The 20,221-nt window shown below is 62.1% G+C and carries 23 protein-coding genes; 18 read left to right on the top strand and 5 right to left on the bottom strand.

The window, feature by feature from the left end; translation table 11 throughout:
• Window positions 1-116 precede the first annotated feature (116 nt).
• The 4 genes from ACFOKF_RS24035 to ACFOKF_RS24020 form a co-directional block, all read right to left on the bottom strand.
• Entirely contained in the window at window positions 117-587 is a 471-nt protein-coding gene (locus ACFOKF_RS24035) for a GNAT family N-acetyltransferase (RefSeq protein ID WP_037484928.1), read from the bottom strand.
• 340 nt (window positions 588-927) lie between these two features.
• Complete coding sequence (locus ACFOKF_RS24030) at window positions 928-1,824, bottom strand: 3'-5' exonuclease (protein WP_051585536.1); 897 nt, start codon at window positions 1,822-1,824, stop codon at window positions 928-930.
• Complete coding sequence (locus ACFOKF_RS24025) at window positions 1,817-3,799, bottom strand: ATP-binding protein (protein ID WP_037484924.1); 1,983 nt, start codon at window positions 3,797-3,799, stop codon at window positions 1,817-1,819. The genes ACFOKF_RS24030 and ACFOKF_RS24025 overlap by 8 nt, the downstream gene beginning before the upstream one ends.
• A complete protein-coding gene (locus ACFOKF_RS24020; RefSeq protein ID WP_380799352.1) occupies window positions 3,789-4,520 on the bottom strand; it encodes an SIR2 family protein in 732 nt (243 codons plus the stop codon). Before ACFOKF_RS24020 ends, ACFOKF_RS24025 begins: the two co-directional genes overlap by 11 nt.
• A 273-nt stretch (window positions 4,521-4,793) precedes the next feature.
• Between ACFOKF_RS24020 and ACFOKF_RS24015 the strand changes: the two genes are divergently transcribed.
• Window positions 4,794-5,740 (top strand): IS630 family transposase gene (locus ACFOKF_RS24015; protein WP_159367704.1). Its coding sequence is split into 2 segments (ribosomal slippage): window positions 4,794-5,130 and window positions 5,130-5,740, totalling 948 coding nucleotides; the frame shifts between segments, so codons are not numbered across the junction.
• Here the strand turns inward: ACFOKF_RS24015 and ACFOKF_RS24010 are convergent.
• Complete coding sequence (locus tag ACFOKF_RS24010; protein WP_380799138.1) at window positions 5,707-6,219, bottom strand: hypothetical protein; 513 nt, start codon at window positions 6,217-6,219, stop codon at window positions 5,707-5,709. The two genes, ACFOKF_RS24015 and ACFOKF_RS24010, sit on opposite strands and share 34 nt — an antisense overlap.
• A 593-nt stretch (window positions 6,220-6,812) precedes the next feature.
• Here ACFOKF_RS24010 and ACFOKF_RS24005 point away from each other — a divergent pair.
• The 17 genes from ACFOKF_RS24005 (at window position 6,813) to ACFOKF_RS23925 (ending at window position 20,092) form a co-directional block, all read left to right on the top strand.
• Complete coding sequence (locus tag ACFOKF_RS24005; protein WP_037485363.1) at window positions 6,813-7,142, top strand: ArsR/SmtB family transcription factor; 330 nt, start codon at window positions 6,813-6,815, stop codon at window positions 7,140-7,142.
• Window positions 7,143-7,152: 10 nt separating this feature from the next.
• Window positions 7,153-7,566 carry an arsenate reductase (glutaredoxin) gene (arsC, locus tag ACFOKF_RS24000; RefSeq protein ID WP_037485359.1) on the top strand — a complete coding sequence of 138 codons (414 nt, stop codon included), beginning with the start codon at window positions 7,153-7,155 and terminating at the stop codon, window positions 7,564-7,566.
• A complete protein-coding gene (locus tag ACFOKF_RS23995) occupies window positions 7,563-8,099 on the top strand; it encodes a GNAT family N-acetyltransferase (RefSeq protein WP_037485356.1) in 537 nt (178 codons plus the stop codon). The genes arsC and ACFOKF_RS23995 overlap by 4 nt, the downstream gene beginning before the upstream one ends.
• Before the next feature lie 5 nt (window positions 8,100-8,104).
• A complete protein-coding gene (gene arsB / locus ACFOKF_RS23990; RefSeq protein ID WP_380799136.1) occupies window positions 8,105-9,133 on the top strand; it encodes an ACR3 family arsenite efflux transporter in 1,029 nt (342 codons plus the stop codon).
• The gene (gene arsH / locus ACFOKF_RS23985) at window positions 9,130-9,876 is read left to right on the top strand and encodes an arsenical resistance protein ArsH (protein WP_037485352.1); all 747 of its coding nucleotides are present in this window, start codon (window positions 9,130-9,132) and stop codon (window positions 9,874-9,876) included. Before arsB ends, arsH begins: the two co-directional genes overlap by 4 nt.
• A gap of 554 nt (window positions 9,877-10,430) precedes the next feature.
• Entirely contained in the window at window positions 10,431-10,856 is a 426-nt protein-coding gene (locus ACFOKF_RS23980; RefSeq protein WP_380799135.1) for a transposase, read from the top strand.
• A complete protein-coding gene (tnpB, locus tag ACFOKF_RS23975; RefSeq protein ID WP_048578819.1) occupies window positions 10,853-11,209 on the top strand; it encodes an IS66 family insertion sequence element accessory protein TnpB in 357 nt (118 codons plus the stop codon). The genes ACFOKF_RS23980 and tnpB overlap by 4 nt, the downstream gene beginning before the upstream one ends.
• A gap of 31 nt (window positions 11,210-11,240) precedes the next feature.
• Window positions 11,241-12,815 carry an IS66 family transposase gene (gene tnpC, locus ACFOKF_RS23970; protein WP_380799134.1) on the top strand — a complete coding sequence of 525 codons (1,575 nt, stop codon included), beginning with the start codon at window positions 11,241-11,243 and terminating at the stop codon, window positions 12,813-12,815.
• Window positions 12,775-14,268, top strand: coding sequence for an IS21 family transposase (gene istA / locus ACFOKF_RS23965; protein ID WP_380799351.1), 1,494 nt, complete (start codon window positions 12,775-12,777; stop codon window positions 14,266-14,268). Before tnpC ends, istA begins: the two co-directional genes overlap by 41 nt.
• Window positions 14,258-15,064: an IS21-like element helper ATPase IstB gene (gene istB, locus ACFOKF_RS23960; RefSeq protein ID WP_380799133.1), complete on the top strand. Its 807-nt coding sequence runs from the start codon at window positions 14,258-14,260 to the stop codon at window positions 15,062-15,064. Before istA ends, istB begins: the two co-directional genes overlap by 11 nt.
• A gap of 22 nt (window positions 15,065-15,086) precedes the next feature.
• Window positions 15,087-15,971: a hypothetical protein gene (locus tag ACFOKF_RS23955; protein WP_380799131.1), complete on the top strand. Its 885-nt coding sequence runs from the start codon at window positions 15,087-15,089 to the stop codon at window positions 15,969-15,971.
• A gap of 35 nt (window positions 15,972-16,006) precedes the next feature.
• Window positions 16,007-16,432, top strand: coding sequence for a PRTRC system protein E (locus ACFOKF_RS23950; RefSeq protein ID WP_380799130.1), 426 nt, complete (start codon window positions 16,007-16,009; stop codon window positions 16,430-16,432).
• A 41-nt stretch (window positions 16,433-16,473) separates the two neighbouring features.
• Window positions 16,474-16,680, top strand: a complete 207-nt coding sequence (locus ACFOKF_RS23945) for a PRTRC system protein C (RefSeq protein WP_380799128.1) — start codon at window positions 16,474-16,476, stop codon at window positions 16,678-16,680.
• Between the two features lie 186 nt (window positions 16,681-16,866).
• Window positions 16,867-17,868, top strand: coding sequence for a hypothetical protein (locus ACFOKF_RS23940; protein WP_380799127.1), 1,002 nt, complete (start codon window positions 16,867-16,869; stop codon window positions 17,866-17,868).
• Window positions 17,855-18,691, top strand: a complete 837-nt coding sequence (locus tag ACFOKF_RS23935) for a PRTRC system protein B (RefSeq protein WP_380799126.1) — start codon at window positions 17,855-17,857, stop codon at window positions 18,689-18,691. Before ACFOKF_RS23940 ends, ACFOKF_RS23935 begins: the two co-directional genes overlap by 14 nt.
• Entirely contained in the window at window positions 18,688-19,347 is a 660-nt protein-coding gene (locus ACFOKF_RS23930) for a PRTRC system protein A (protein ID WP_380799125.1), read from the top strand. Before ACFOKF_RS23935 ends, ACFOKF_RS23930 begins: the two co-directional genes overlap by 4 nt.
• Window positions 19,337-20,092, top strand: coding sequence for a PRTRC system ThiF family protein (locus ACFOKF_RS23925; protein WP_380799123.1), 756 nt, complete (start codon window positions 19,337-19,339; stop codon window positions 20,090-20,092). Before ACFOKF_RS23930 ends, ACFOKF_RS23925 begins: the two co-directional genes overlap by 11 nt.
• Window positions 20,093-20,221: the final 129 nt, after the last annotated feature.

The raw sequence follows: 20,221 nt of genomic DNA, 5'->3' as shown, positions 1-20,221 counted from the left end.
GCAGCTCGGATTGGAAAGAATGGCGACGGCTATTTCGCGGTTTCCTGAATTTATGCACATCCCCCATATGCTTTTTATCGAGCATCTAGGGTGCACATGCAATCAGGTAGCAGAGGTCACAGCGTCAGCGACCAGGTCTGTCCGATCAGGTCCTGGCCAAAGCTATTGTGGGGCGCTTCGTCCACCAGCTCGAACCCTGCCTTCTGGTATATACTGCGGGCGGCCACCAGGACGCTGTTGGTCCAAAGATCGAGCCGCTCATATCCCAGGTCACACGCCCGTCTGATGCACGCCTCGACCAGCATTTTGCTCACGCCGGCGCCACGCGCATCTGGCTCGACATAGAGCAGCCGCAACTTTGCCACCGTTGGCTTCTCGCCCTTAACCAGAAAGATCGAACCGACCATTTGATCGTCCATCTCCGTAATCCAGGCATCCTCGCGCGCGGGATCGAACGATTGGTGGAAATCGGCGACGATCCGCGCCGCCAGCGCCTCATAGTCCTGGTTCCAGCGATATTCCTGAGCATAGAGTATCGCCTGCCGTCCGACGATCCGCCCAAGGTCGCCTGGCTTGAGGCCGCGCAAGCGAACGGTCGGCTTCTCTAGTAGCTATCGACCAGAATGCGTCGTTCGCCGATCGAGCATGGAACGGCAGATTTTAACACAACTTGCCATTCGCTGAGCGCGAAACCGTCTGGCAGCACCCCCCCCATACACATTGGTCATTCAGCCGCCGTGGGGTCGATTCCGAAAGTCGCGCCACGTTCAGGTGATGCCGATCGACACGATGGATGGAAAGCGGAATGGCCGGTTTGGAGAGGATGGAGTCGGTGATCGACCCTTTGCTCCGCTTGCCATGATCGGCGGTTATTCGCCGCAAATCGTCCTGAGTAACCCGCAAGTGCTGAAACCCGGCCAGCCACCGTCACGTCGCGGGTCGGATGCGACCAGAGTGTCGATTAAACGCCGTGATTTCGGCGATCGGCAGGTCAACATGGCGCTTATAAATCTCGCCGCGCAAATAGCTTAACTCAGAGGTGAGGGCGTCCTCGGGCACGTCGATCCACCACGAACGGGGCGTTCCGTCCTCTCTGCCGTTCCAACGATACCCGCGCTGCTTGAGTTCATCCTTCGTCTCGAAAGGAGAATTCAATGCCCAGCACCGATATGTCTTGCCTCTGGCAGACAGTAAAAGCTTCGACAGAGCGCTGTGACCACTGATCGGCAAAGGGCGGCCAAGCAGTTCTATCGTCGCATTGCAGTCATGTACCGCCCGGTGCTTGTCGTAAAAGAAGCCGGAAGCCATCGCCAGAAATGCAAGCTTGGCGCTCTCGAACCCCTCATCCGACCAACTGACTTCGTTCAGCGAGCAGGCCCAGGGATTCTTGGCAAGCGCCGGGCAGAACTTCTCGAGGAAGGGGCGGTCGAACGGCGCGTTGTGGGCTATGACGAGGCCGGGCCCAGCGAAAGCCGCAACTTGGGAAGGGTCGATCGATTTGCCGGCGACCATTGCATCGTCGATCCCGGTCAGCCGTGTCACATCAGCAGGAATCGGGATCGATGGTTGCCTGAGCCCGTTGAAGGGGACTCCAACGCCAACAATCTCGCCCGCAAACGTGTAGAAAAACGGAACCATTGCCAGTTCGATGATCTCGTTCGTCTCGCAATCCAGGCCGGTGGTCTCGACATCGGCCACGACAGCCCGACGCGTGCCGCGAGGTGCCTCGGCGAGTGGATTGCCAGCACTCAGCTTCCGCAGAACCTTATAGTCGCCGCTGGCCTCAAGCGCAGCGATCATCTCTTCGGTGCGAGAACTACTCATCCGCGACCGGCGCCAGGCGGATTGAGGACAGGCGACCTGCCTCGTGGAACCACAGGTCGACGATCTTCGCATCGTCGCTTGCTGGCAGCGGATCAGCACGGCGAACCTTGAAGGTCGTGGGCAGATTGACCGAGTTGCCAAAAACCAGGGCATGCTGCTTGGGGAGCGAAGGCAGGCGTCGCAGCACGTTGTCAGAGATGAACGGCGTCATCTGGCGGATCTGAGACAGGTCGTCGGGGTTTTGTATCCGGTGGACCACGAAGTTCGAGCATTGCGAAAGCACTGTCTTTGAAAGTTCGCTTGGTCGCTGCGACGCCACGAGCAGAAACAAGCCATATTTCCGGCCCTCCTTGGAGATCCTTTCAAAGATCCGGCTCGCGTCGACCGCGTGACGGGACGGCGTCGATGCGACGTACCGATGGGCTTCCTCGAGCAGAAGGTGGACGGGGAAGCGATTGCGTGGATCAGCTTGTCGAAGGAGGCGGAACACCATTCGCGCGATCACGGCACTGACCAGTTCGACGACCTCATCCTCGACCGCATTCATATCGAGAATGATGATCTGGGCGCCCTTGGTCAGCCCTCCATCGACCGTCTTCAGGCCAAGGAGGGTTGCCAGGAATGCCTCCCTGTCACCCGCCGCGGCGGGTTCGTGCCGGAGGAAGCGATAGTCGCCACGCTCTTCCAGCGCCTTGAACCGCGTCACCATCTGCGCGCAGTAATCGCGGATCTGCCGGTTGCCATGAGCCTCCTCGTACAGGAGCGCCAAATCAATCGCTTCACCAAGCGCGGTGAAATCGAACGGCGTTCCATCATAGTCGGGCAGCTTCAGGTCGGGAATGAGGAATCCGGCTTGCTGTCCTCCACCTGCGAGGAACTGATAAGCGGCGTCCAGTCCCGGCATGTCGCCATAGTTGAGGGCGATCATACGCAGGAGCGCAGCCTGGTTGATCTGGGGGGTACTGAAGCGCTGGAGAATCCCCCGAATCCGGGTCCGTTTTGCGCCCGGCGGTGTCTCGTCGCTCAGGATCAACGTGATGCACGTGGCGAGGATATGGTTTCGTACGTCGTTGAGCTGACCCGCGTTCGCCGCGCCAAACAGCGTGGCTAGCCCAAGGGCCATGCGGAGGATGGGCACCTGCGTTCGTTCGCTCGCCTGGAGCAGCAATTCCCACTCGGACAGGTCGAGGTACCAGTGAGGGAGCCGGAAGCGGCCGTCTGCCGCCGAGCCGTCGAGAACAAGGCGGCTGACCCCAATGTCGGCAATCTCCGGCAGCTTCTCGAATGCCTTGGCGTATTCGCCGTTCACGTCGAGCACGACGAATGTGGCCCCCCTGGCATGGTGCTCATCGGGCTTTTCGAACAGAGCCTGCAGGACGGATGCTACCGTGCAGGATTTCCCGCTGCCGGTATTGCCGAGAACGGCGACGTGGCCGCCGAAAAAGTCGTCGATACGAACCTTGACGCCATAGTCTTCGAACACGACCGACTGGCCGATCCCAAGGTTGCGAAACCTGGTTGCACCCGGCGGGGCGCAGGCAATTTCGCCGTGCCCGATACCCGGCACAGTGTTGGTCTCGGTATCGAAGATCCGGTCAAGCTCGCCGTCAAGCGCGTACAGCGCATCCGCGTAGAGTGACGGGAAGACCGACACGCCGAACCGAAATCTGCCATCGCCCTTAGCCGGCAGCATTCCGACCGGCACGACATCAAGAAACTTCGCAGAATTCGCCTTGTCCAGGTTTGCGTCGCCACTGCCGGACACGTCCCGCTCGCGCAGACCAACGACCTCGGCGACCACATATTCAGACTGAGCCGGGATCATCAGGAACGAGCCGAGCCGGGCGACATAATGCACGTCGTCGAAGCCCACGACCGTGAAATTGTCGGTCCCGCCGTGCATTTCGATGATGAACTTGTCTGCGGCGACCGAGGTGACCTTGCCGATCGCTCGGCGGCGATCGTCAGAGCTCATTATCGTCTCCCTTGGCTTTTCGGCCGAAGGTTTCGAGGACGAGCTTCACTGCGTCATCGATCCGCTCTGCTGGTCGCTGGGGCAGGAAGTGCTCTACGATCGTGTTGAAATAATGCGCGCGCGAGCCATCGGTCGGTCCATCTCCCCCAATGATCCAGATGCGAGGATCGTTTAGGGCCGCAAGCTTTGCGATCTCGCCGGCCGAGTTAGGGTCGGCAAAAACGATGAGCCGGAACGTCGGTATCGTCAGCGCCTGATAAATGATGTTGTTCAAATGCTCGTCGCCAAAGGCGAAGCCGGCGGTGATGAGTACGCTTTGCTCCCGCACGATCCGCGACTGGAATTCCCTGAAGAGATCGGCATAGGGGGAACCCAGGCTCGAATTCTGCTTCGCGGGCGTTGGGTAGATCATGACCTTGCTCGGGGATTCCTGCGGCCAGGTCTCCTTGATCGGGAAGAGTCCGTGGTCATCCTCGGTCCAGCTGATCGATCCGTGCAACTTGCAGAGATAGACGAACCCATCGACGGCAGACCATTTGCGGTTCGAGAGGTCCAGCTGTTCCGCCAATGCGTAGCGGAAGGTCGCAGGGTTGAAGCGGCGCTCAACGACGCCCGAAAAGCCGTTCGCATAGGGCAGGCCCAGTCGATCCATCGCCCGCTCGTTGAACAGATCGTAATTGGTCGTGAAAACCCACGGTCGGGGGAGAGACCGATCACGCATGATCAGCTTGCGGTAGAACGACTCGTACAGGTTCAGGACGGAGGAATTGCCGTGCGCGAAGGCGCCGTCGGTGCAATTTTCCCAGAGGAAATCCTGGATCTTGGCGATCAACGCCTCGACCTTGTTTTTCCGATCGACATGCTCTGGCTTGTCGCTGCGCGAAAACACGAAGCGAAGGCTAGAGCGTTTTTCGACCGCTTTGAATCGATGAGGGATTCCCTCTCCGCGTGATTTCTGATTCAGAATCCGTGCTGGTGAAGGAGGCCGGCATGGATGGGTCACGCTCTCTCGATGGATTTGCGGGTTCGGCTTCTGGCTGCGATTGCAGGCGGGCTGAGTTGCCGGGCAGCGGCGGCGCGTTTCGGCGTAGCACCGTCGACGGCGATCCGGTGGCATGCGCAGCAGCGCGGAACCGGCAGCGTTGCCTCCAAACCTCAAGGCGGAGATATGCGCTCGCGCCGTGTCGAGGAGCGATCTGCCGACATTCTCGCCCTCTGGGAAGCGCGCAAGGACATCTCGCTTGAAGAACTGCGCCTCGCCTTGGTCGAGGAGGGGCTCGCCATCTCGGTTGCCGGGCTGCATCGGTTTTTCGCGCGGCGGGGCATGACGCGCAAAAAAAGACTGGGCATGCCATCGAGCAAGACCGGCCCGACGTCCTGAGGCAGCGCCACGACTGGTTTGACGGCCAGATCGATCTCGATCCGGAACGCCTGGTCTTCATTGACGAGACATGGACTGCCACGAACATGACCCGTAGTCATGGGCGCTGCGCCAGAGGTCAGCGCCTGCGAATGGGCTTCCCGCATGGTCACCGCAAGACCACCACGCTGGTCGCCGGCCTACGCATGACCGGCATGGTCGCGCCGATGGTGCTAGACGGCCCGATCAACGGTGATTGGTTTGAAGCATATGTGGCGCAGGTACTCGTGCCCGAATTGCGGCCAGGCGACGTCGTGATCATGGACAACCTGTCGAGCCACAAACGTCCCGCAGTCCGCGACCGGATCGAGGCGGCAGGAGCAACGCTGCGCTTCCTCCCACCCTACAGCCCCGACTTCAACCCGATTGAGAAGGCCTTCTCCCGCCTCAAGGCCATGCTCCGCAAGGCAGGTGAGAGAACCGTCAGCGGCTTGTGGAGCCTCATCGGCAAGCTCGTCGACATCTTCCAGCCCAAGGAATGCGCCAACTACTTCAGTTCGTGCGGATATGACCCAGATTGATCGAAAACCGCTCTAAAGAGCAGTTCCATCAGCCGCTCGAGATTCTTCGCATATTCCGTGTCTTTGAGCTTCGCTCCCAGGCCCGCCAGAAACGCCACATCGTCGTCGACCAGCGCCCATTTCGGCGGATCGATGAGGTTGAGGTCATCTTCGAGCTCAGCCTTTGGATAGCTGCAAAAGGTCTCGGCCAACGGACCCATCGTCGGGATACCGCGCTCCTGCTTGTCTTCCCAGAGCGACGAGCAGCCGGCGCCCAGCAAAAACGCGACGTTCCGGGCGTTGAGTGCTTCGCCGATGGCCTTTCGGACCTGCTCTTCATCCTGGCCCCAGATCAGCGGCGCGGTTGGCGTCTCGGAGGCGCGCAGAAAGCGAAACGTCCTTGGGGGCGGGGGCGGTGGCGGGGGTGCTGCTGGCGGCGCTGCGGGAGCGGGCGGGGCAGGAACTGGCGGTGGCGGCGGAACAGGAACTTCACCCGGCATGCGTGGCGTCTCCAGGCAGGCGTACAACACTACTCATCGGATCTGACATTTTCGATCTCCCCCGCGAGCTACACTAGGCAGGTTCCCCACCAATTCCATCATTCTTTGTCCGCGCATCTTTACAGGCAGCACGACAGTCGCAGCCTTCAAGCCGTCACCCATTTGGGCGGTTCTGCCTGCATGCTGAAAGCACTGGCTGCTCTTGTCTTGGCGGGAGCTGGCAAGTCGACGATCGTTGGTGCGCTTCGCGAGGCTGCGGGCGACGAGACGAAGCGGCCGGGAACGGCAGCGAAGTCCCAATGTCAGCCCGCGAAGTTATGGGAATTGCCATCTGATCCAATTTATCGCCAAGCGCCCGATCTGGGCGCTTGGCCCTCGACGGTGTCGACCCAAATTAGCCGTTCAAGGGGCGATTTTTGATCCCCAGGAGCAGACGGTCAGGTTTTCCGTTCCAACCGCGCGTCGAGCCAATCTCGGAATGCCAGCTTCCATTTGGCAGTTGGTCCCAAGCTGCCCTCAAGCCTGCCGATTAAAGCATCGGGAATATTCGATCTCTTGTTGACGGGCTATATCGCATCGGATAATTCCGATGAATGGACACCGATGACGCCCTTTCCATTCTCTCCGCTCTTGGCCATCCCACGCGGCTCGATGCGTTTCGGCTGCTGATCCGACATGAGCCGGATGGTTTGTCGACCGGCGAACTGGTCGAAGCGTCGGGACTGACCCAGAGCACATTTTCGACGCACCTTGCCGTGATGGCGAAGGCCGGCCTGGTGCTTTCCGAGAAGCGAGGTCGTCAACAGATCCAGCGCGCCGACCTCGACGCGCTGCGCGGACTGATGATCTATCTGGCCAAGGATTGCTGCCAGGGGCGCGCCGAACTGTGCGAGCCGCTGCTGGCCGAACTGACCTGCTGCTGAAGAGGCGATAATGACTGATATCGTGATCTACCATAACCCGCTTTGCGGGACCTCTCGTAATGCCCTGGCCATGATCCGCAATGCGGGCATAGAGCCTCATGTCGTCGAGTACCTGAAGACGCCGCCAAGCCGCGCGCTGCTGATGGAACTGATCGCGCGGGCCGGCATCACCCCACGCGCACTGCTGCGTAAGAAGGGTACGCCTTATGCCGAGCTGGGCCTCGGTGACGAGACCTTAACGGACGAGGCCTTGGTCGATGCGATGATGGAGCATCCCATCCTCATCAACCGGCCGCTTGTGGTGTCGCCGCTGGGCGTAAAGCTCTGCCGACCTTCCGAAGAAGTGCTGGACCTCCTGCCCACCGAGCAGCGCGGCACTTTCGTCAAGGAAGACGGCGAAGTCGTCGAAGCGACCCGGCGATGACCCTTTCGGTTCGTAAGGCGACGGTCGACGATGCGCGTGCCATTGCGGCCATCTACGCCCATCATGTCTTGCATGGCACGGCGACCTACGAAGTCGTGCCACCGACGGAGGATGAGACCGTCGAGAAGATTTTGACGGTGTCCGGCCGGGGCTGGCCGTTCCTCGTCGCCTGCGATGGCGATCAAGTGGTCGGCTATGCCTACGCCACGCAGTTCCGGGATCGCCCCGCCTACGCCTATGCCTGTGAGAACAGCATCTACGTGGCGCACGACCGGCGCGGTGGCGGCATCGGCAAATTGCTGCTCAAGGCCTTGCTGGAAGCCGCCGAAGCTCACGGCTTCCGCCGCATGGTTGCGGTCATCGGCGGGGCGGAACCTGCCTCGGTAGCGCTCCACGGTTCCTGCGGTTTTGAGCATGCAGGGCGCTTGACCGGCATGGGCTGGAAGGCCGGCCGCTGGCTCGACACAGTTTACATGCAGATCGCCTTGGGCAGGGGTATTTCGACCGCGCCTATCGCTCCTGGGAAGGACTGACGACTATGTCGCTGTTCGAGCGCTACCTGTCGCTGTGGGTCGCCCTGTGCATCGTTGTCGGGATCGGTTTCGGCCATTTGTTCCCGGTCGCCTTCGAGGTGATCGCAGGGCTGGAGATTGCCAACTTCAACCTCGTGGTGGCAGGCCTGATCTGGCTGATGATCATCCCGATGCTGTTGCGGGTCGATTTCGGCGCGCTCCATAGCCTTCGGCAGCACTGGCGCGGCATCGGCGTTACCCTTGTGGTGAACTGGGCGATCAAGCCATTCTCGATGGCGCTGCTCGGCACGTTCTTTCTCGGCTATCTGTTCGCGCCGATGCTGCCTGAAGGCGCATCGTCGTCCTACATTGCCGGGCTGATCCTGCTGGCTGCAGCGCCTTGCACCGCGATGGTCTTCGTGTGGTCCAACCTCGTCGAGGGCGAGCCGAACTACACCTTGAGCCAGGTCGCGCTGAACGACCTGATCATGGTCTTTGCCTTCGCGCCGCTGGTGGGCCTGCTGCTGGGCGTGGCATCGATCACCGTGCCGTGGAACACGTTGGCGCTGTCGGTGGGCCTCTATATCGTCGTCCCGGTGGTCATCTCGCAACTGCTCCGCCGCGCGCTCCTTCGCGGCGGTGAGAAGCGGCTCCAGCATTTCCTGTCCGCCATTGGCCCGATTAGCCTTGCCAGCCTGCTCTTGACGCTGGTGCTGCTGTTCGGCTTTCAGGGCGAGCAGATCGTCCGGCAACCACTGGTGATCGCGCTGATTGCCGTGCCGATCCTGTTTCAGGTCTATCTCAATGCCGGCATCGCCTACTGGCTCAGCCGCCGTTTCGGCGTGGCATGGTGCGTTGCCGGCCCTTCGGCCCTGATCGGTGCGTCCAACTTCTTTGAACTGGCTGTGGCCGCCGCCATCAGCCTCTTTGGCCTCAGTTCCGGCGCCGCGCTGGCGACGGTCGTAGGCGTGCTGGTCGAAGTGCCGGTGATGCTGTCGATCGTCACCTTTGTGAAGCGGACCCGCCCCTGGTACGAGAAAGGTATTTCCGCATGAGACTGCGCGAAATCGCCGCCCCCGATCATCTTCCTGCTTTGAACAAGGCTTTCGCGTTGGCTCGCCCCGCCGCTGGCCTTGGCCCGGACCAACCGCCTCCGCGCATTCTGCTGCTCTACGGCTCGCTGCGAGAGCGCTCGTTCTCACGCCTCGCCGTGGAAGAGGCGGCGCGTCTGCTGCAATTCTTTGGCGCCGAGACGCGGATTTTCGATCCCAGCGACCTGCCGCTGCCCGATCAGGTGGCAGGGGACGATCACCCTGCAGTGCATGAGCTGCGCGAGCACGCGCTGTGGTCGGAAGGCATGGTCTGGTGCAGCCCGGAGCGGCATGGCCAGATCAGCGGCATCATGAAGACGCAGATCGACCATCTGCCGCTCCAGATGCGCGGGATGCGGCCGACGCAGGGGCGAACGCTTGCGGTCATGCAGGTGTCCGGCGGCTCGCAATCTTTCAATGCCGTCAACTCGCTTCGCCTGCTGGGCCGCTGGATGCGGATGTTCACGATCCCCAATCAGTCCTCAGTCGCGATGGCCTACAAGGAGTTCGACGAGGACGGACGGATGCGAGCGTCCAGTTATTACGAGCGCATCGTCGACGTGATGGAGGAACTGGTGCGCTTCACGGTGCTGATGCGGCCGCATGCGGCGCAGATCGTTGACCGATACTCTGAACGGAAGGAGACTGGTGCGCCTATCGAAGCCACTGCGGACCTTTCTGCTATAGCAATAGCAGGCCAGTCCTGATTCCGCGGTCGACCCATCTTTGCCGTTTAGTCGCCAGTTTTCGTGCCGCAGGTCCGGACGTTCCGCTTTTCGGGCCTGAGCGATCAATGCTGGCCGCCTGCGGAATTTCCGCTGTCTGTAAAATGATTGCGAAGTGCGTCTACCGAGGATCACCTCTGCGAAAAACAGCTGCATCTCGTTGCCCTTATGTTCTAAAATTCCCATCATGGTAAAATGTTAAGTGGAGGAGAGATGAATGCTCGGCGCAGCGAACGGGAAAAGGACTTAGCAATCCATTTTTTCGTACTCTCTGTTGATGGCCGTTGAGAAGTGACCCGGGAAGGGCCCAAATTTCCACTGAGAAGTGACCCATGTTGAACTCACCCCTGGCTTTGGCGAGCGAGGGGTCATGGAGTGTTGGACATGGCGTTATTGAGCGTTATCCGGCGCTGGCATTTCCGCGATCATCTGTCGATCCGTGAGATTGCGCGGCGTACCGGGCTGTCACGTAATACGTAAGCGCTGTTTTCCGCCCACCTTGCACGGCGTGGTGATTGAGGCAGAGGGTGGGCGTTATGGAAGCCCACAGCCTTACGAGCGCACTGGACACCCGCACTGGAGTTGGTCTGGAGCCTGTCCGCCGCCCTGAGGTGCTCCGCAGCATGGCAGGTCGGCGACGGATCTGGACGCTGGAACAGAAGCTGGCGATAGTCGGGGAGATGGCGCGTTGCGGGAACATCGCCGAGTTCTCGCGCCAGCACGACATTCGCACGTCGCTGCTCTACACGTGGCGCCGGGAGCTGCGCTATGCGTTGGAAGCAGGTCAGGCCACCAGCCATGCTGAACCGATGTTTGTGCCGGTCATGGCCGATAGTCCCAAGCCATTGTCGAGCGATGTCGCAATAGAGGTTGAGGTAGGAGGCGCTGTCGTTCGGATTGGACGTACAGCTAAGGCCGATCTGGTAGCGGCGGTGATCCAAGCGTTGCAGGTACAGCAGTGATCGGGATCGGTCCGGGCACGCGAGTCATGGTGGCGACACGTCCGGTGGACTTTCGTAAAGGGCCTGATGCCCTGGCGGCGCTGGTGAGCGCCGATTATGGCGGCGATGCATTTTCCGGTGTGATCTATGTCTTTCGGGCCAAGCGTGCCGACCGGATCAAGCTGATCTGGTGGGACGGCACAGGACTGTGCCTGATGGCGAAGCGCCTGGAGCAAGGCGGCTTCAAGTGGCCCGGCATTCAGGACGGCGTGATGCGCCTTTCCGCTGCCCAACTCGGTGCGCTTCTGGAAGGATTGGACTGGCGCCGGGTCCATGGCGGCCGTCGGCCGCAGGCCCCGCAGATTGCCGGTTGACGGGGCTTTGCCCTACTGATTCACTCTTCCCATGCTGACGCAAGCGGACCTGCCTGACGATATCGACGCGCTCCGCGCGCTCGTTCTGGAGCAGTCCCGGATGTTGATGGAGGAGCGGGCAGTATCTGAAGCCAGGCTGACAGAACTGGGCGTTGCCAAGGGCGAGGCAGACGCTGAGATCGAGCGCCTTCAGTCGATTATCGATGCCTTCATGCGGCACCGTTTCGGCCGCCGGTCCGAACAGCTCGATGCCGATCAGCTCCAGCTAGGGCTGGAAGATGTCGAGATCGCCCTTGGGCATGCCCGTGCTGCCAGAGAGGCTGTCGCACCGCGGTCTCGCAGCGACCAGTCCCGTAAGACTAACCGCGGCTCGCTACCCGCGCACCTCGAGCGGATCGAGCAGATTGTCGATATCGAAGGCAAGTCTTGTCCCTGCTGCAGCGGTCCGCTTCATCAGATCGGTGAAGACGTTGCCGAGCGGCTAGACGTCGTTCCTATCACCTTCCGCGTACTGGTGACGCGCCGCCCGCGCTATGGCTGTCGCTCCTGTGAAGGTGCGATCGTCCAGGCCCCCGCTCCGGCGCGGATAATCGAAGGCGGGATTCCGACCGAAGCGCTGATCGCCCAGGTGCTCGTATCCAAGTATGCCGATCATGTTCCTCTATATCGGCAAGCTCAAATCTACGCCCGGCAGGATATCAAACTCGATCGCTCCACCCTGGCGGACTGGGTCGGTCGGGCAGCATGGTATCTGCGGCCATTGCGGGACCGGACGCTGGAAGAGTTGCGCCGTTCCGAGCGGCTGTTTGCCGACGAGACTACTGCCCCGGTGCTTGATCCGGGGCGCGGAAGGACGAAGACCGGCCAGCTATGGGCCTATGCCCGCGACGATCGGCCATGGGGTGGCGCAGGTCCGCCGATGGTCGCCTATGTCTATGCGGCAGATCGCAAGGCCGAGCGGCCCGACATTCACCTTGGAGACTTTGCAGGCATCCTGCAGGTCGACGGCTATGGCGGCTATACAGCGCTCGCCAAGCGCCGCGGACAGCAACTCAGCCTTGCCTTCTGCTGGTCCCATGTTCGGCGCAAATTCTATGATCTAGCCGCCAGTTCCCCGGTCGCGACCGAGATCCTGCGTCGGATCGCCATGCTCTATGCCGTCGAGGATGAGGTGCGCGGCTGTGCCGCGGAGCAACGCCGCATCCAGCGCGCCGAATGCAGCCGCATCATCGTCGAGGATCTCAGGCTCTATCTGGACGCCCGGCTCCGCCAGATCAGCGCCAAGAGCAAGTTGGCCGAAGCCATCCGCTATGCGACGACCCGCTGGGACGGCCTTGTCCGCTTCATCGACGATGGTCGGATCGAACTCGACACCAACACCGTCGAGCGATCAATCCGCCCCTTGGCTTTGAATCGGAAGAATGCCCTCTTCGCCGGCTCCGACGAGGGCGGCGATAACTGGGCCGTCATCGCCACACTCATCGAAAACTGCAAGCTGGGCGGCATCAATCCCCACGATTGGCTGAAGCAGACACTGACTTCGCTCGCCAACGGTCACCCCGCCAATCGCGTTCAGGAACTCATGCCCTGGTTACACGTGGCCTGAAAACACCGCTTACCGTAATACGATCCGTAAATATCTACGTTCGGACACGATCGAGCCGCGGTTCAAGGTGCCCGATCGGCCGAGCAAACTGGACCCGTTCGCGGAACGGCTGTCAGCCTGGCTGAGACGGGAGATGGGTCGGACCCGCAAGCAGAAGCGGACGATGAAGCAGCTGCATGCCGATCTGGTAAGCCTGGGCTATGAAGGCTCCTACAATCGGGTGGCGGCCTTTGCCCGGGACTGGCGCGATGATTATCGTCGTGAGCAACAGATGAGCGGGCGCGGGACATTCGTGCCGCTGTCCTTCGCACCCGGGGAAGCATTCCAGTTCGATTGGAGCGAGGACTGGGCGATCATCGGCGGCGTGCGCACTAAACTGCAGGTCGCCCACTTCAAGCTCAGTTACAGCCGGGCCTTCCTCGTGCGGGCCTATTTGCTCCAGACCCACGAGATGCTGTTCGACGCCCATAATCACGCCTTCCGCGTGCTGGGTGGCGTTCCGCGCCGTGGGATATACGACAATATGCGCACCGCCATCGACAAGGTCGGGCGCGGCAAGGAGCGCAACGTCAACAACCGCTTCCTCACCATGGTCAGTCACTATCTGTTCGAGGCCGAGTTCTGTAATCCGGCAGCGGGCTGGGAAAAGGGCCAGGTCGAGAAGAACGTCCAGGATGCCCGGCATCGGCTATGGCAACCCACGCCGCAGGCGGAAAGCCTGGATGCTCTCAACCTATGGCTGGAGGAGCGCTGCAAGGAGCTGTGGCAGGATATCCCGCACGGGATCGAAGCGGGTTCGGTCGCCGATGCCTGGGCCGATGAAGTGGAATGTCTGATGCCGGTGGGCAGACCGTTCGATGGCTTTGTCGAATATGGCAAACGGGTCTCGCCAACCTGTCTGATCCACCTGGAACGCAACCGTTACAGCGTGCCGGCGTCCTTCGCCAATCGGCCCGTCAGCCTGCGGGTCTATCCCGATCGCTTCCTGGTCGTCGCTGAAGGACAGGTGATATGCGAGCACCGGCGTATCATCGACCGATCCCATGATGGTCCCGGCCACACCGTCTATGACTGGCGTCATTATCTCGCCGTCGTTCAACGCAAGCCCGGCGCCCTGCGCAACGGCGCGCCCTTCCTCGAACTGCCTGAGGCCTTCCAGCGGCTGCAACGACATCTGCTGCGCAATCCCGGCGGCGACAGGGAAATGGTCGAAATCCTCGCGTTGGTTCTGCACCATGACGAACAGGCGGTACTGACCGCCGTCGCCATGGCGCTGGATGCGGGCGTTCCGACCAAGACGCACATCCTCAACCTGCTGCACCGGCTGCTTGATGGAAAACCGCTCTCGACGCCGCCGGTGACGGCGCCACAGGCGTTGAGGCTGGTCAGCGAGCCGATGGCCAATGTCGAGCGCTATGATGCGTTGCGCGGGGAGAACCGTCATGCGTCATGATCCCGCCACCGGCGCCCTCGTCGTGATGCTGCGCGGTCTGAAAATGCCCGGCATGGCCCAGGCCGTGACCGACCTCATGCAGCAGGGATCGCCCGCCTTCGAGGCGGCGGTGCCGATCCTCTCCCAGTTGCTCAAAGCCGAGACGGCCGAACGAGAGGTCCGGTCCGTGGCCTATCAGCTCAAGGTCGCGCGGTTCCCGGCCTATCGCGATCTGGCGGGCTTCGACTTTGCCAGCAGCGAGGTCAATGAGGCGCTGGTCCGGCAGCTTCACCGCTGCGACTTTATCGACGTCGCCGACAATATCGTGCTGGTCGGCGGCCCGGGCACCGGCAAAACCCATGTCGCCACGGCCCTGGGCGTTCAGGCTATCGAGCACCATCGAAAACGGGTCCGCTTCTTCTCCACGGTCGAACTGGTCAACGCCCTCGAACAGGAAAAGGCCCAGGGGCGAGCCGGGCAGATCGCCAACCGGCTCGTCCACTCGGACCTCGTCGTGCTGGACGAACTGGGTTATCTGCCGTTCAGTGCCTCCGGCGGCGCGCTGCTCTTCCACCTGCTGAGCAAATTATACGAGCGCACCAGCGTCATCATCACGACCAACCTGAGCTTCAGCGAGTGGGCCACCGTGTTCGGCGACGCCAAGATGACCACCGCGCTCCTCGATCGCCTTACCCATCACTGCCACATACTGGAGACCGGCAACGACAGCTTCCGGTTCAAAAACAGCTCCGCCCAGCAGGCTAAACCCAGAAAGGAGAAACCCCGTCTTGACCCACCAATGACATCCGAAACATAACCATCAGGCGGGTCACTTCTCGGTGGAAATCCCGGGTCACTTCTCAACGGCAATCAACACCGAGAAGGCCGCGAGGGCTTCTGGTGCTCCCGCCTCGGACGACGGTGATGAAGACGGGGAGGACGATCCCATCGATGACATGGTGGCGGACCTGCGCGAACCTTCGATGGACCAAGCTCACGCTTCCAGGGACCAGGGGGAGAGCGTGCGTGTGCCTTGTCCTTCGGTGAGGAAGGCGGGCAACTCGCCGGCTACGGCGAAGCCTGGCGTTACCGCCCAATCGATCGCCGCGCGAACCGCGGACCTACGCGAAGCGGCCTGGCGCACTGCGCTTGCCCGAACCCTCGCTGGTAATCCCACGCTTGCCCAGAGTGCGATCCTGGTCGCGGCGATGTCCGGCACGCTTCCGCAAATCAAGACCGATACCCTGAAGGCACGCGCCGCTCTGCTGGTCAGTGCGACTTTTCCGGGCCTCGATTACAGGGCGCAGATCGAGGAAATCCAGGCGCTCTCGGATGAGCAAGCGGCAAATGTCCTGTCGGCCATCGGCGCAGCCTATGCCAAGGACTCGTCGAGCTTCGGCCATGTCGCCGACCTCGCGCGGGCCTTCCACGTCGATCTGCGGGCCGTCTGGCGCGTCGATCAGTCGTTCCTCGAACGCTACACCAAGGACGAAATCAAATTCATCGCGCAGGAATGCGGTCTCGTAGCGCATATGGGCGAGAACGGGTTCGCCAAGCTGCTCGGATCGAAAAAGCCCGAGATCATCGCGGGCATGCTCAATCGGATCGGGTTCGATTGGGCCGGACGGCTGCCCAGTTGCATGACGCTCGACGGCCAATATGGGCCGCCCCCGAGCGAAGCCGCCCGCCAGGACGACGCGCAGACTACGAAACTCGCTGCCTGATCATCTCGCGACCCTCCAAATAAGGAACGACAGTCATGCTGATTGCAAGCCTGCTCCCGCTGCTGAGCTGTTATTCGCTGGGGTTCGATCTCGTCTCCGGTCCCGATGAAACCGTCACCCTCACGATCATTCCGCGCAAGGCGGAAGGTGCGGACCACAATCTGACCTCCGGCGAGAGCCGGCCAATTTCCATCACGGCAAGCGCCGCAGAGATCGATGCCGAACTGGCCAGGGGTGCCGACGGCGCACTTGGCCAGCTTATCGCCTCGCGCAAGACGCTCGCAGACCAGATCGCAGAGCAGCGGGAGGCCGCTGAAGCCGCAAGGGCAAGCTCCGCCGAGGCAGCGAAGGCGAAGCCCGCAACCGCCAGGTCGACCCCGCCCGCCGCCGTCGCACCTGCCCCTGCCCAAAGCAGTCCGCCCGCCAGCGCCAAGCCCGGTGAGCCTGCCAGCCTCTGGTGACAGCCGGCGCTGACCCATCCCCCTATCAGACGAGGTTAATCATGCAGATCGACCAGCTTACCCGCGCCTACCGATATGACGGTATCGACCTTCCGGTTCCGCCGCATCTTGCCGAGGACCGCACCGCGCTGCGCGCCTATCACGCAACCCTTTATCCGGCGATTCTGAACGCCGAGATGGTCGATGGCGGGGTCGTGGGCGGCGTTCACGTCACCGAGTATCGGCGCGCCGTCGGCACCAAGGGCTGACCATGGCGCGAGAGAACCGGCCAGCCCTTGTGGCCGCTAACCGAAAACCCTTTCTCGAATGGATCGAGGCTGACGATGGCGACACAACCAGCTCCGCCCTGCCTGCCTGTAGCGCCCGGTCCCAGACACTCCACGCGCGGATTGCGCTCGACCCGAACGAGGGCTCGAACGAAGCCCGCGAAGCCCTTGCGCCCCCCGCAGGTCTGCGCCTTCCTCCCCTCGGTTGACCTTGCCGGACGGGCTGTTGCGCTCTCGGCTGATATTCCGACAGTCTTCGATCAGCCGCTCGCAGCCCATCACAAGCTGATCGGCCACTGGGTTGCGACACGGGAAGAGACTGGCAGGGCATTCACCCGTGCTGCTGCGCGCCGACATATTGAGCGGGTCTTCGATGCAGCCGTGATGGAGATATTGTCTGGTGTCGAAGCGGTCGATCTGCGCGTCGCCGTCCTTGGCAGCGAAGAGGAGGCCACACCCGCAATCGCCATCACCTGCGAGACGCTGGGGCAGCTGGACCTTGGTTGGATCGAGACCAGCGAAGCACCGACATCATGGCGGGCGGCCGCCTACCGGGCGCTCGAGCAGAAGCTCGGTCTGTTGTTGCCCATATTCTGCTATGACGACCTCTTCGAGCAGATCGCCATGTACTATTGGGACGGCCAAACCGAAGACGGTCCGGCCCGCGAGAGTCTGATCTACCATTATGGCGTCGATGCCGAGGAACTCGACGAACTGACGCTACCGTCAGAATTGAACGCCCGGCGGCCCGACTGGATGATCGCGGCCAATGCGGCACCGCGCAGACGGTTGCCGGCCGCTTTACGCCGCAAGCTGGACGCTCTCGATCGCGCGCACCAGGCCCTTGCGGAGACAGATCCAGAGCGAAATGCCTGGACGTTCGATTACGAAACCGTCTGCGACTACATCCCCGGCATCGAGGAATGCTCTTCCCTTCCGCCCTTGACGCTCGTTCCCTTCGAGCATTTCACGCGGGAGCTGGACGAAGTGGCCCGGCACGGCATGGAAATGGGCTTCATGGACATCGCCGGCCTCTGCCCGCTGTCAGATGCGAGCCAGATTGACGACTGGTTCTCCTCGCTGCGCCTCGGCGCGCAATTGCTGGCTTGCGTCCAGGACCTGATCCAGTTCGATCCAACCAAATCGGGAGGTCGTCATGTCCGACCATAGCAGCTATTTCGAGGCCAGTGGCGGCGGCCTGGTGCTGACCAGCGCCATCCTGCTCTATCGGAACGAACCGCCCCGTAACCTCAGGACCTATGGCACCAACCGCGAAGCTGCGCCCGCTTTCGCCAGCATCCATAGCGTCGAGCATGACGGTGAAGGCCAGCCGACAATCGCCGTCGGCGTCCCGCTGTCGCGTGCGCACCTGCGTCAATGGACGCAGGCGTTGGGGCGGACCGTCGTGCCTGAGATCCTGCCGGACAATGTCCTGGTCGCGCATCCCGACATGATCGCCTGGTGGGTTCCAGCGCGCGTGCGCCCTGCCTATTTCGCGCTGTCCTCTCCGCCCGCTGGCCTGCGGCTTCTCGCTGCACGAACGACCGTGCCGGTCCCATATCCCGCCCATCTGTTGGTCGCCACCAGATCCGGACTCGGCGTTTATGCTCTTCCCGCAAACGCGCGCCCTACCGCCGATACGGAACTGCTGCACTCGCCTGTTCTGAACGTCTTTATCAATGGCAGCCTTTGCTGGGGCAATATCCCCCAGCCCAAAGCGCTCAGCATCGCGTCCATCCCTGAATATGAGAGCGCGGTCTTCGACTCCTGGTCGACGCACCCAAATCCGGGCCAGGAACTGACGGTCAGAGGGAAGGGCGGCCTCGTCCGGCTTTGGGACGATCTCGCCGCGCAGGGCGCGCGCCATTTCCCGGTGAGGCGCCTCAAACCGTTCGGTGCGACCATCAGGACGCAGGCCCGGCGACCGGCGGGCACGCAAGCGGCTGCCGCCATGACCGTAGGCAGGCTTATCGAGATGAGCGCGAGATCATGACAGTGCTCGCCGATGATCCGACCTCGGCTGCGGTGCTCGCGGCCATGCCCTGCTACCCGATCCCGCTCCATGGGCGATCGCCGGGTCTCGATGCGCTTCGGGTGGCTCGCGCCGGCCAGGGCGTTGCCGTGGGCCACGATGGCGTGATGCTCATCCTGCGCAGGCCGTGGCTTGCGCTCGACGTCCGCGTGGCGCCGCCGATTGCCGCCTATCTCCCCTATGGCAGCGTCGGTGAACCCAAGGCTGACCTCCGCTGTGGGTTCATTCCGCGCGTGTACCTGATGTCGGTTCTCGATCATTTCCGCGCTGCGCTCCCGAACGAGGCTGCCGCCTTCATAGTGTGGAACGAAAAGACGGGAGAGTTCGCGGTGAATTTTCCCGTCATCGAGGATGCGACGCCTTCGCGCCTTGTCTACCGTATCCCGACCTTGCCGCCCGACTGGCACATGGTCTGCGATATCCATAGCCATGGGCGCGGCTCGGCATATTTCAGCGCAACTGATGATGCCGACGATGCGCATGCGACGAAGATAGCCCTTGTCTTCGGCCGGCTGGATCACCCGGACCGTCCTGCCATGGCGTCGCGCCTGTGCGATAGCGGAATGGTCCTGCCTTTGCCGCGAAGCCCATTTTCCGGAGGGGCCGATGCAGCCTGACACCTTGGAACGCCACCATCTTCCTGCCACCTTCCACAATCGCGCGATCAGGATCTCGCTCGTCGGCTGTGGTGGGAATGGCGCGCAGATGCTGATGGGCCTCGCCTCCCTCGATACCGCGCTCCGCGCGATCTCCTCCCGCTCGCTCACCGTGACCGTGGTCGATGATGATATCGTCACCGAGGCAAATCTTGGCCGCCAGCCTTTCTATCGGTGTGACGTCGGAAACTCGAAAGCGCGCACGCTGACCGAGCGGATCAATCTGGCGCACGGACTCGCCTGGAAGGCGGTCCATGGTCGCGTGCCCGGTGCGATCAGCCTCGATAGCGTCGATATCCTCATCAGCTGTGTCGACACGGCTGCGGCCCGCCGGGCACTGGGCGCGGCGATAGGCGGACTCAACGCCATGCCAGCCTATTGGCTCGATCTCGGCAATCGGGCGACCGATGGACAATATCTGATCGGCTGTCCGGCTCGCGGCACCGACGATGATTGCAGGCGTCTTCCGACGGTCCTCGAATATTTCCCCGAGCTTGGGCAGGAGGGCGTGGCCGAGCACGATGCCCCATCCTGCTCTGTCGCCGAGGCGCTCGAACGCCAATCGCTGTTCGTCAATCGCGTCGTGGCGAGCCACGCTCTTGCCCTGCTGTTCGACCTTCTTGGCCATGGTTCGATCGGCCATGCCGGCGCCTTTCTCAACCTCGCCAGCGGTCAGGCCGTCCCGATCCCGCTGCCGCGAGGCTGAAGCGGCGATCCTCCTGTGTGAACTGGGGTCGAGGCTCCGGCTGATTGCGGTAGCGGCTTGCCCGTGGCTCCTCCGCCCTTGACGCAGATCGCGTGCGCTTCGCCTCGCCGCCGATCCCCGCCCGCCGGT

Origin of the sequence: Sphingobium rhizovicinum (genome assembly GCF_042647625.1) — a bacterium.
GTDB lineage: Bacteria > Pseudomonadota > Alphaproteobacteria > Sphingomonadales > Sphingomonadaceae > Sphingobium > Sphingobium rhizovicinum.
The sequence above is the reverse complement of the archived record's forward strand: the minus strand, read 5'-3'. Positions and strand labels throughout refer to the sequence as shown.

Coding starts and splice junctions, on each gene's coding strand:
- ACFOKF_RS24030 (WP_051585536.1), bottom strand. CDS start 1,824: ATGAGTAGTTCTCGCACCGAAGAGATGATCGCTGCGCTTGAGGCCAGC.
- ACFOKF_RS24025 (WP_037484924.1), bottom strand. CDS start 3,799: ATGAGCTCTGACGATCGCCGCCGAGCGATCGGCAAGGTCACCTCGGTC.
- ACFOKF_RS24020 (WP_380799352.1), bottom strand. CDS start 4,520: ATGCGTGATCGGTCTCTCCCCCGACCGTGGGTTTTCACGACCAATTAC.
- ACFOKF_RS24010 (WP_380799138.1), bottom strand. CDS start 6,219: ATGCCGGGTGAAGTTCCTGTTCCGCCGCCACCGCCAGTTCCTGCCCCG.
- ACFOKF_RS24005 (WP_037485363.1), top strand. CDS start 6,813: ATGGACACCGATGACGCCCTTTCCATTCTCTCCGCTCTTGGCCATCCC.
- arsC (WP_037485359.1), top strand. CDS start 7,153: ATGACTGATATCGTGATCTACCATAACCCGCTTTGCGGGACCTCTCGT.
- ACFOKF_RS23995 (WP_037485356.1), top strand. CDS start 7,563: ATGACCCTTTCGGTTCGTAAGGCGACGGTCGACGATGCGCGTGCCATT.
- arsB (WP_380799136.1), top strand. CDS start 8,105: ATGTCGCTGTTCGAGCGCTACCTGTCGCTGTGGGTCGCCCTGTGCATC.
- arsH (WP_037485352.1), top strand. CDS start 9,130: ATGAGACTGCGCGAAATCGCCGCCCCCGATCATCTTCCTGCTTTGAAC.
- ACFOKF_RS23980 (WP_380799135.1), top strand. CDS start 10,431: ATGGAAGCCCACAGCCTTACGAGCGCACTGGACACCCGCACTGGAGTT.
- tnpC (WP_380799134.1), top strand. CDS start 11,241: ATGCTGACGCAAGCGGACCTGCCTGACGATATCGACGCGCTCCGCGCG.
- istB (WP_380799133.1), top strand. CDS start 14,258: ATGCGTCATGATCCCGCCACCGGCGCCCTCGTCGTGATGCTGCGCGGT.
- ACFOKF_RS23950 (WP_380799130.1), top strand. CDS start 16,007: ATGCTGATTGCAAGCCTGCTCCCGCTGCTGAGCTGTTATTCGCTGGGG.
- ACFOKF_RS23945 (WP_380799128.1), top strand. CDS start 16,474: ATGCAGATCGACCAGCTTACCCGCGCCTACCGATATGACGGTATCGAC.
- ACFOKF_RS23935 (WP_380799126.1), top strand. CDS start 17,855: ATGTCCGACCATAGCAGCTATTTCGAGGCCAGTGGCGGCGGCCTGGTG.
- ACFOKF_RS23930 (WP_380799125.1), top strand. CDS start 18,688: ATGACAGTGCTCGCCGATGATCCGACCTCGGCTGCGGTGCTCGCGGCC.
- ACFOKF_RS23925 (WP_380799123.1), top strand. CDS start 19,337: ATGCAGCCTGACACCTTGGAACGCCACCATCTTCCTGCCACCTTCCAC.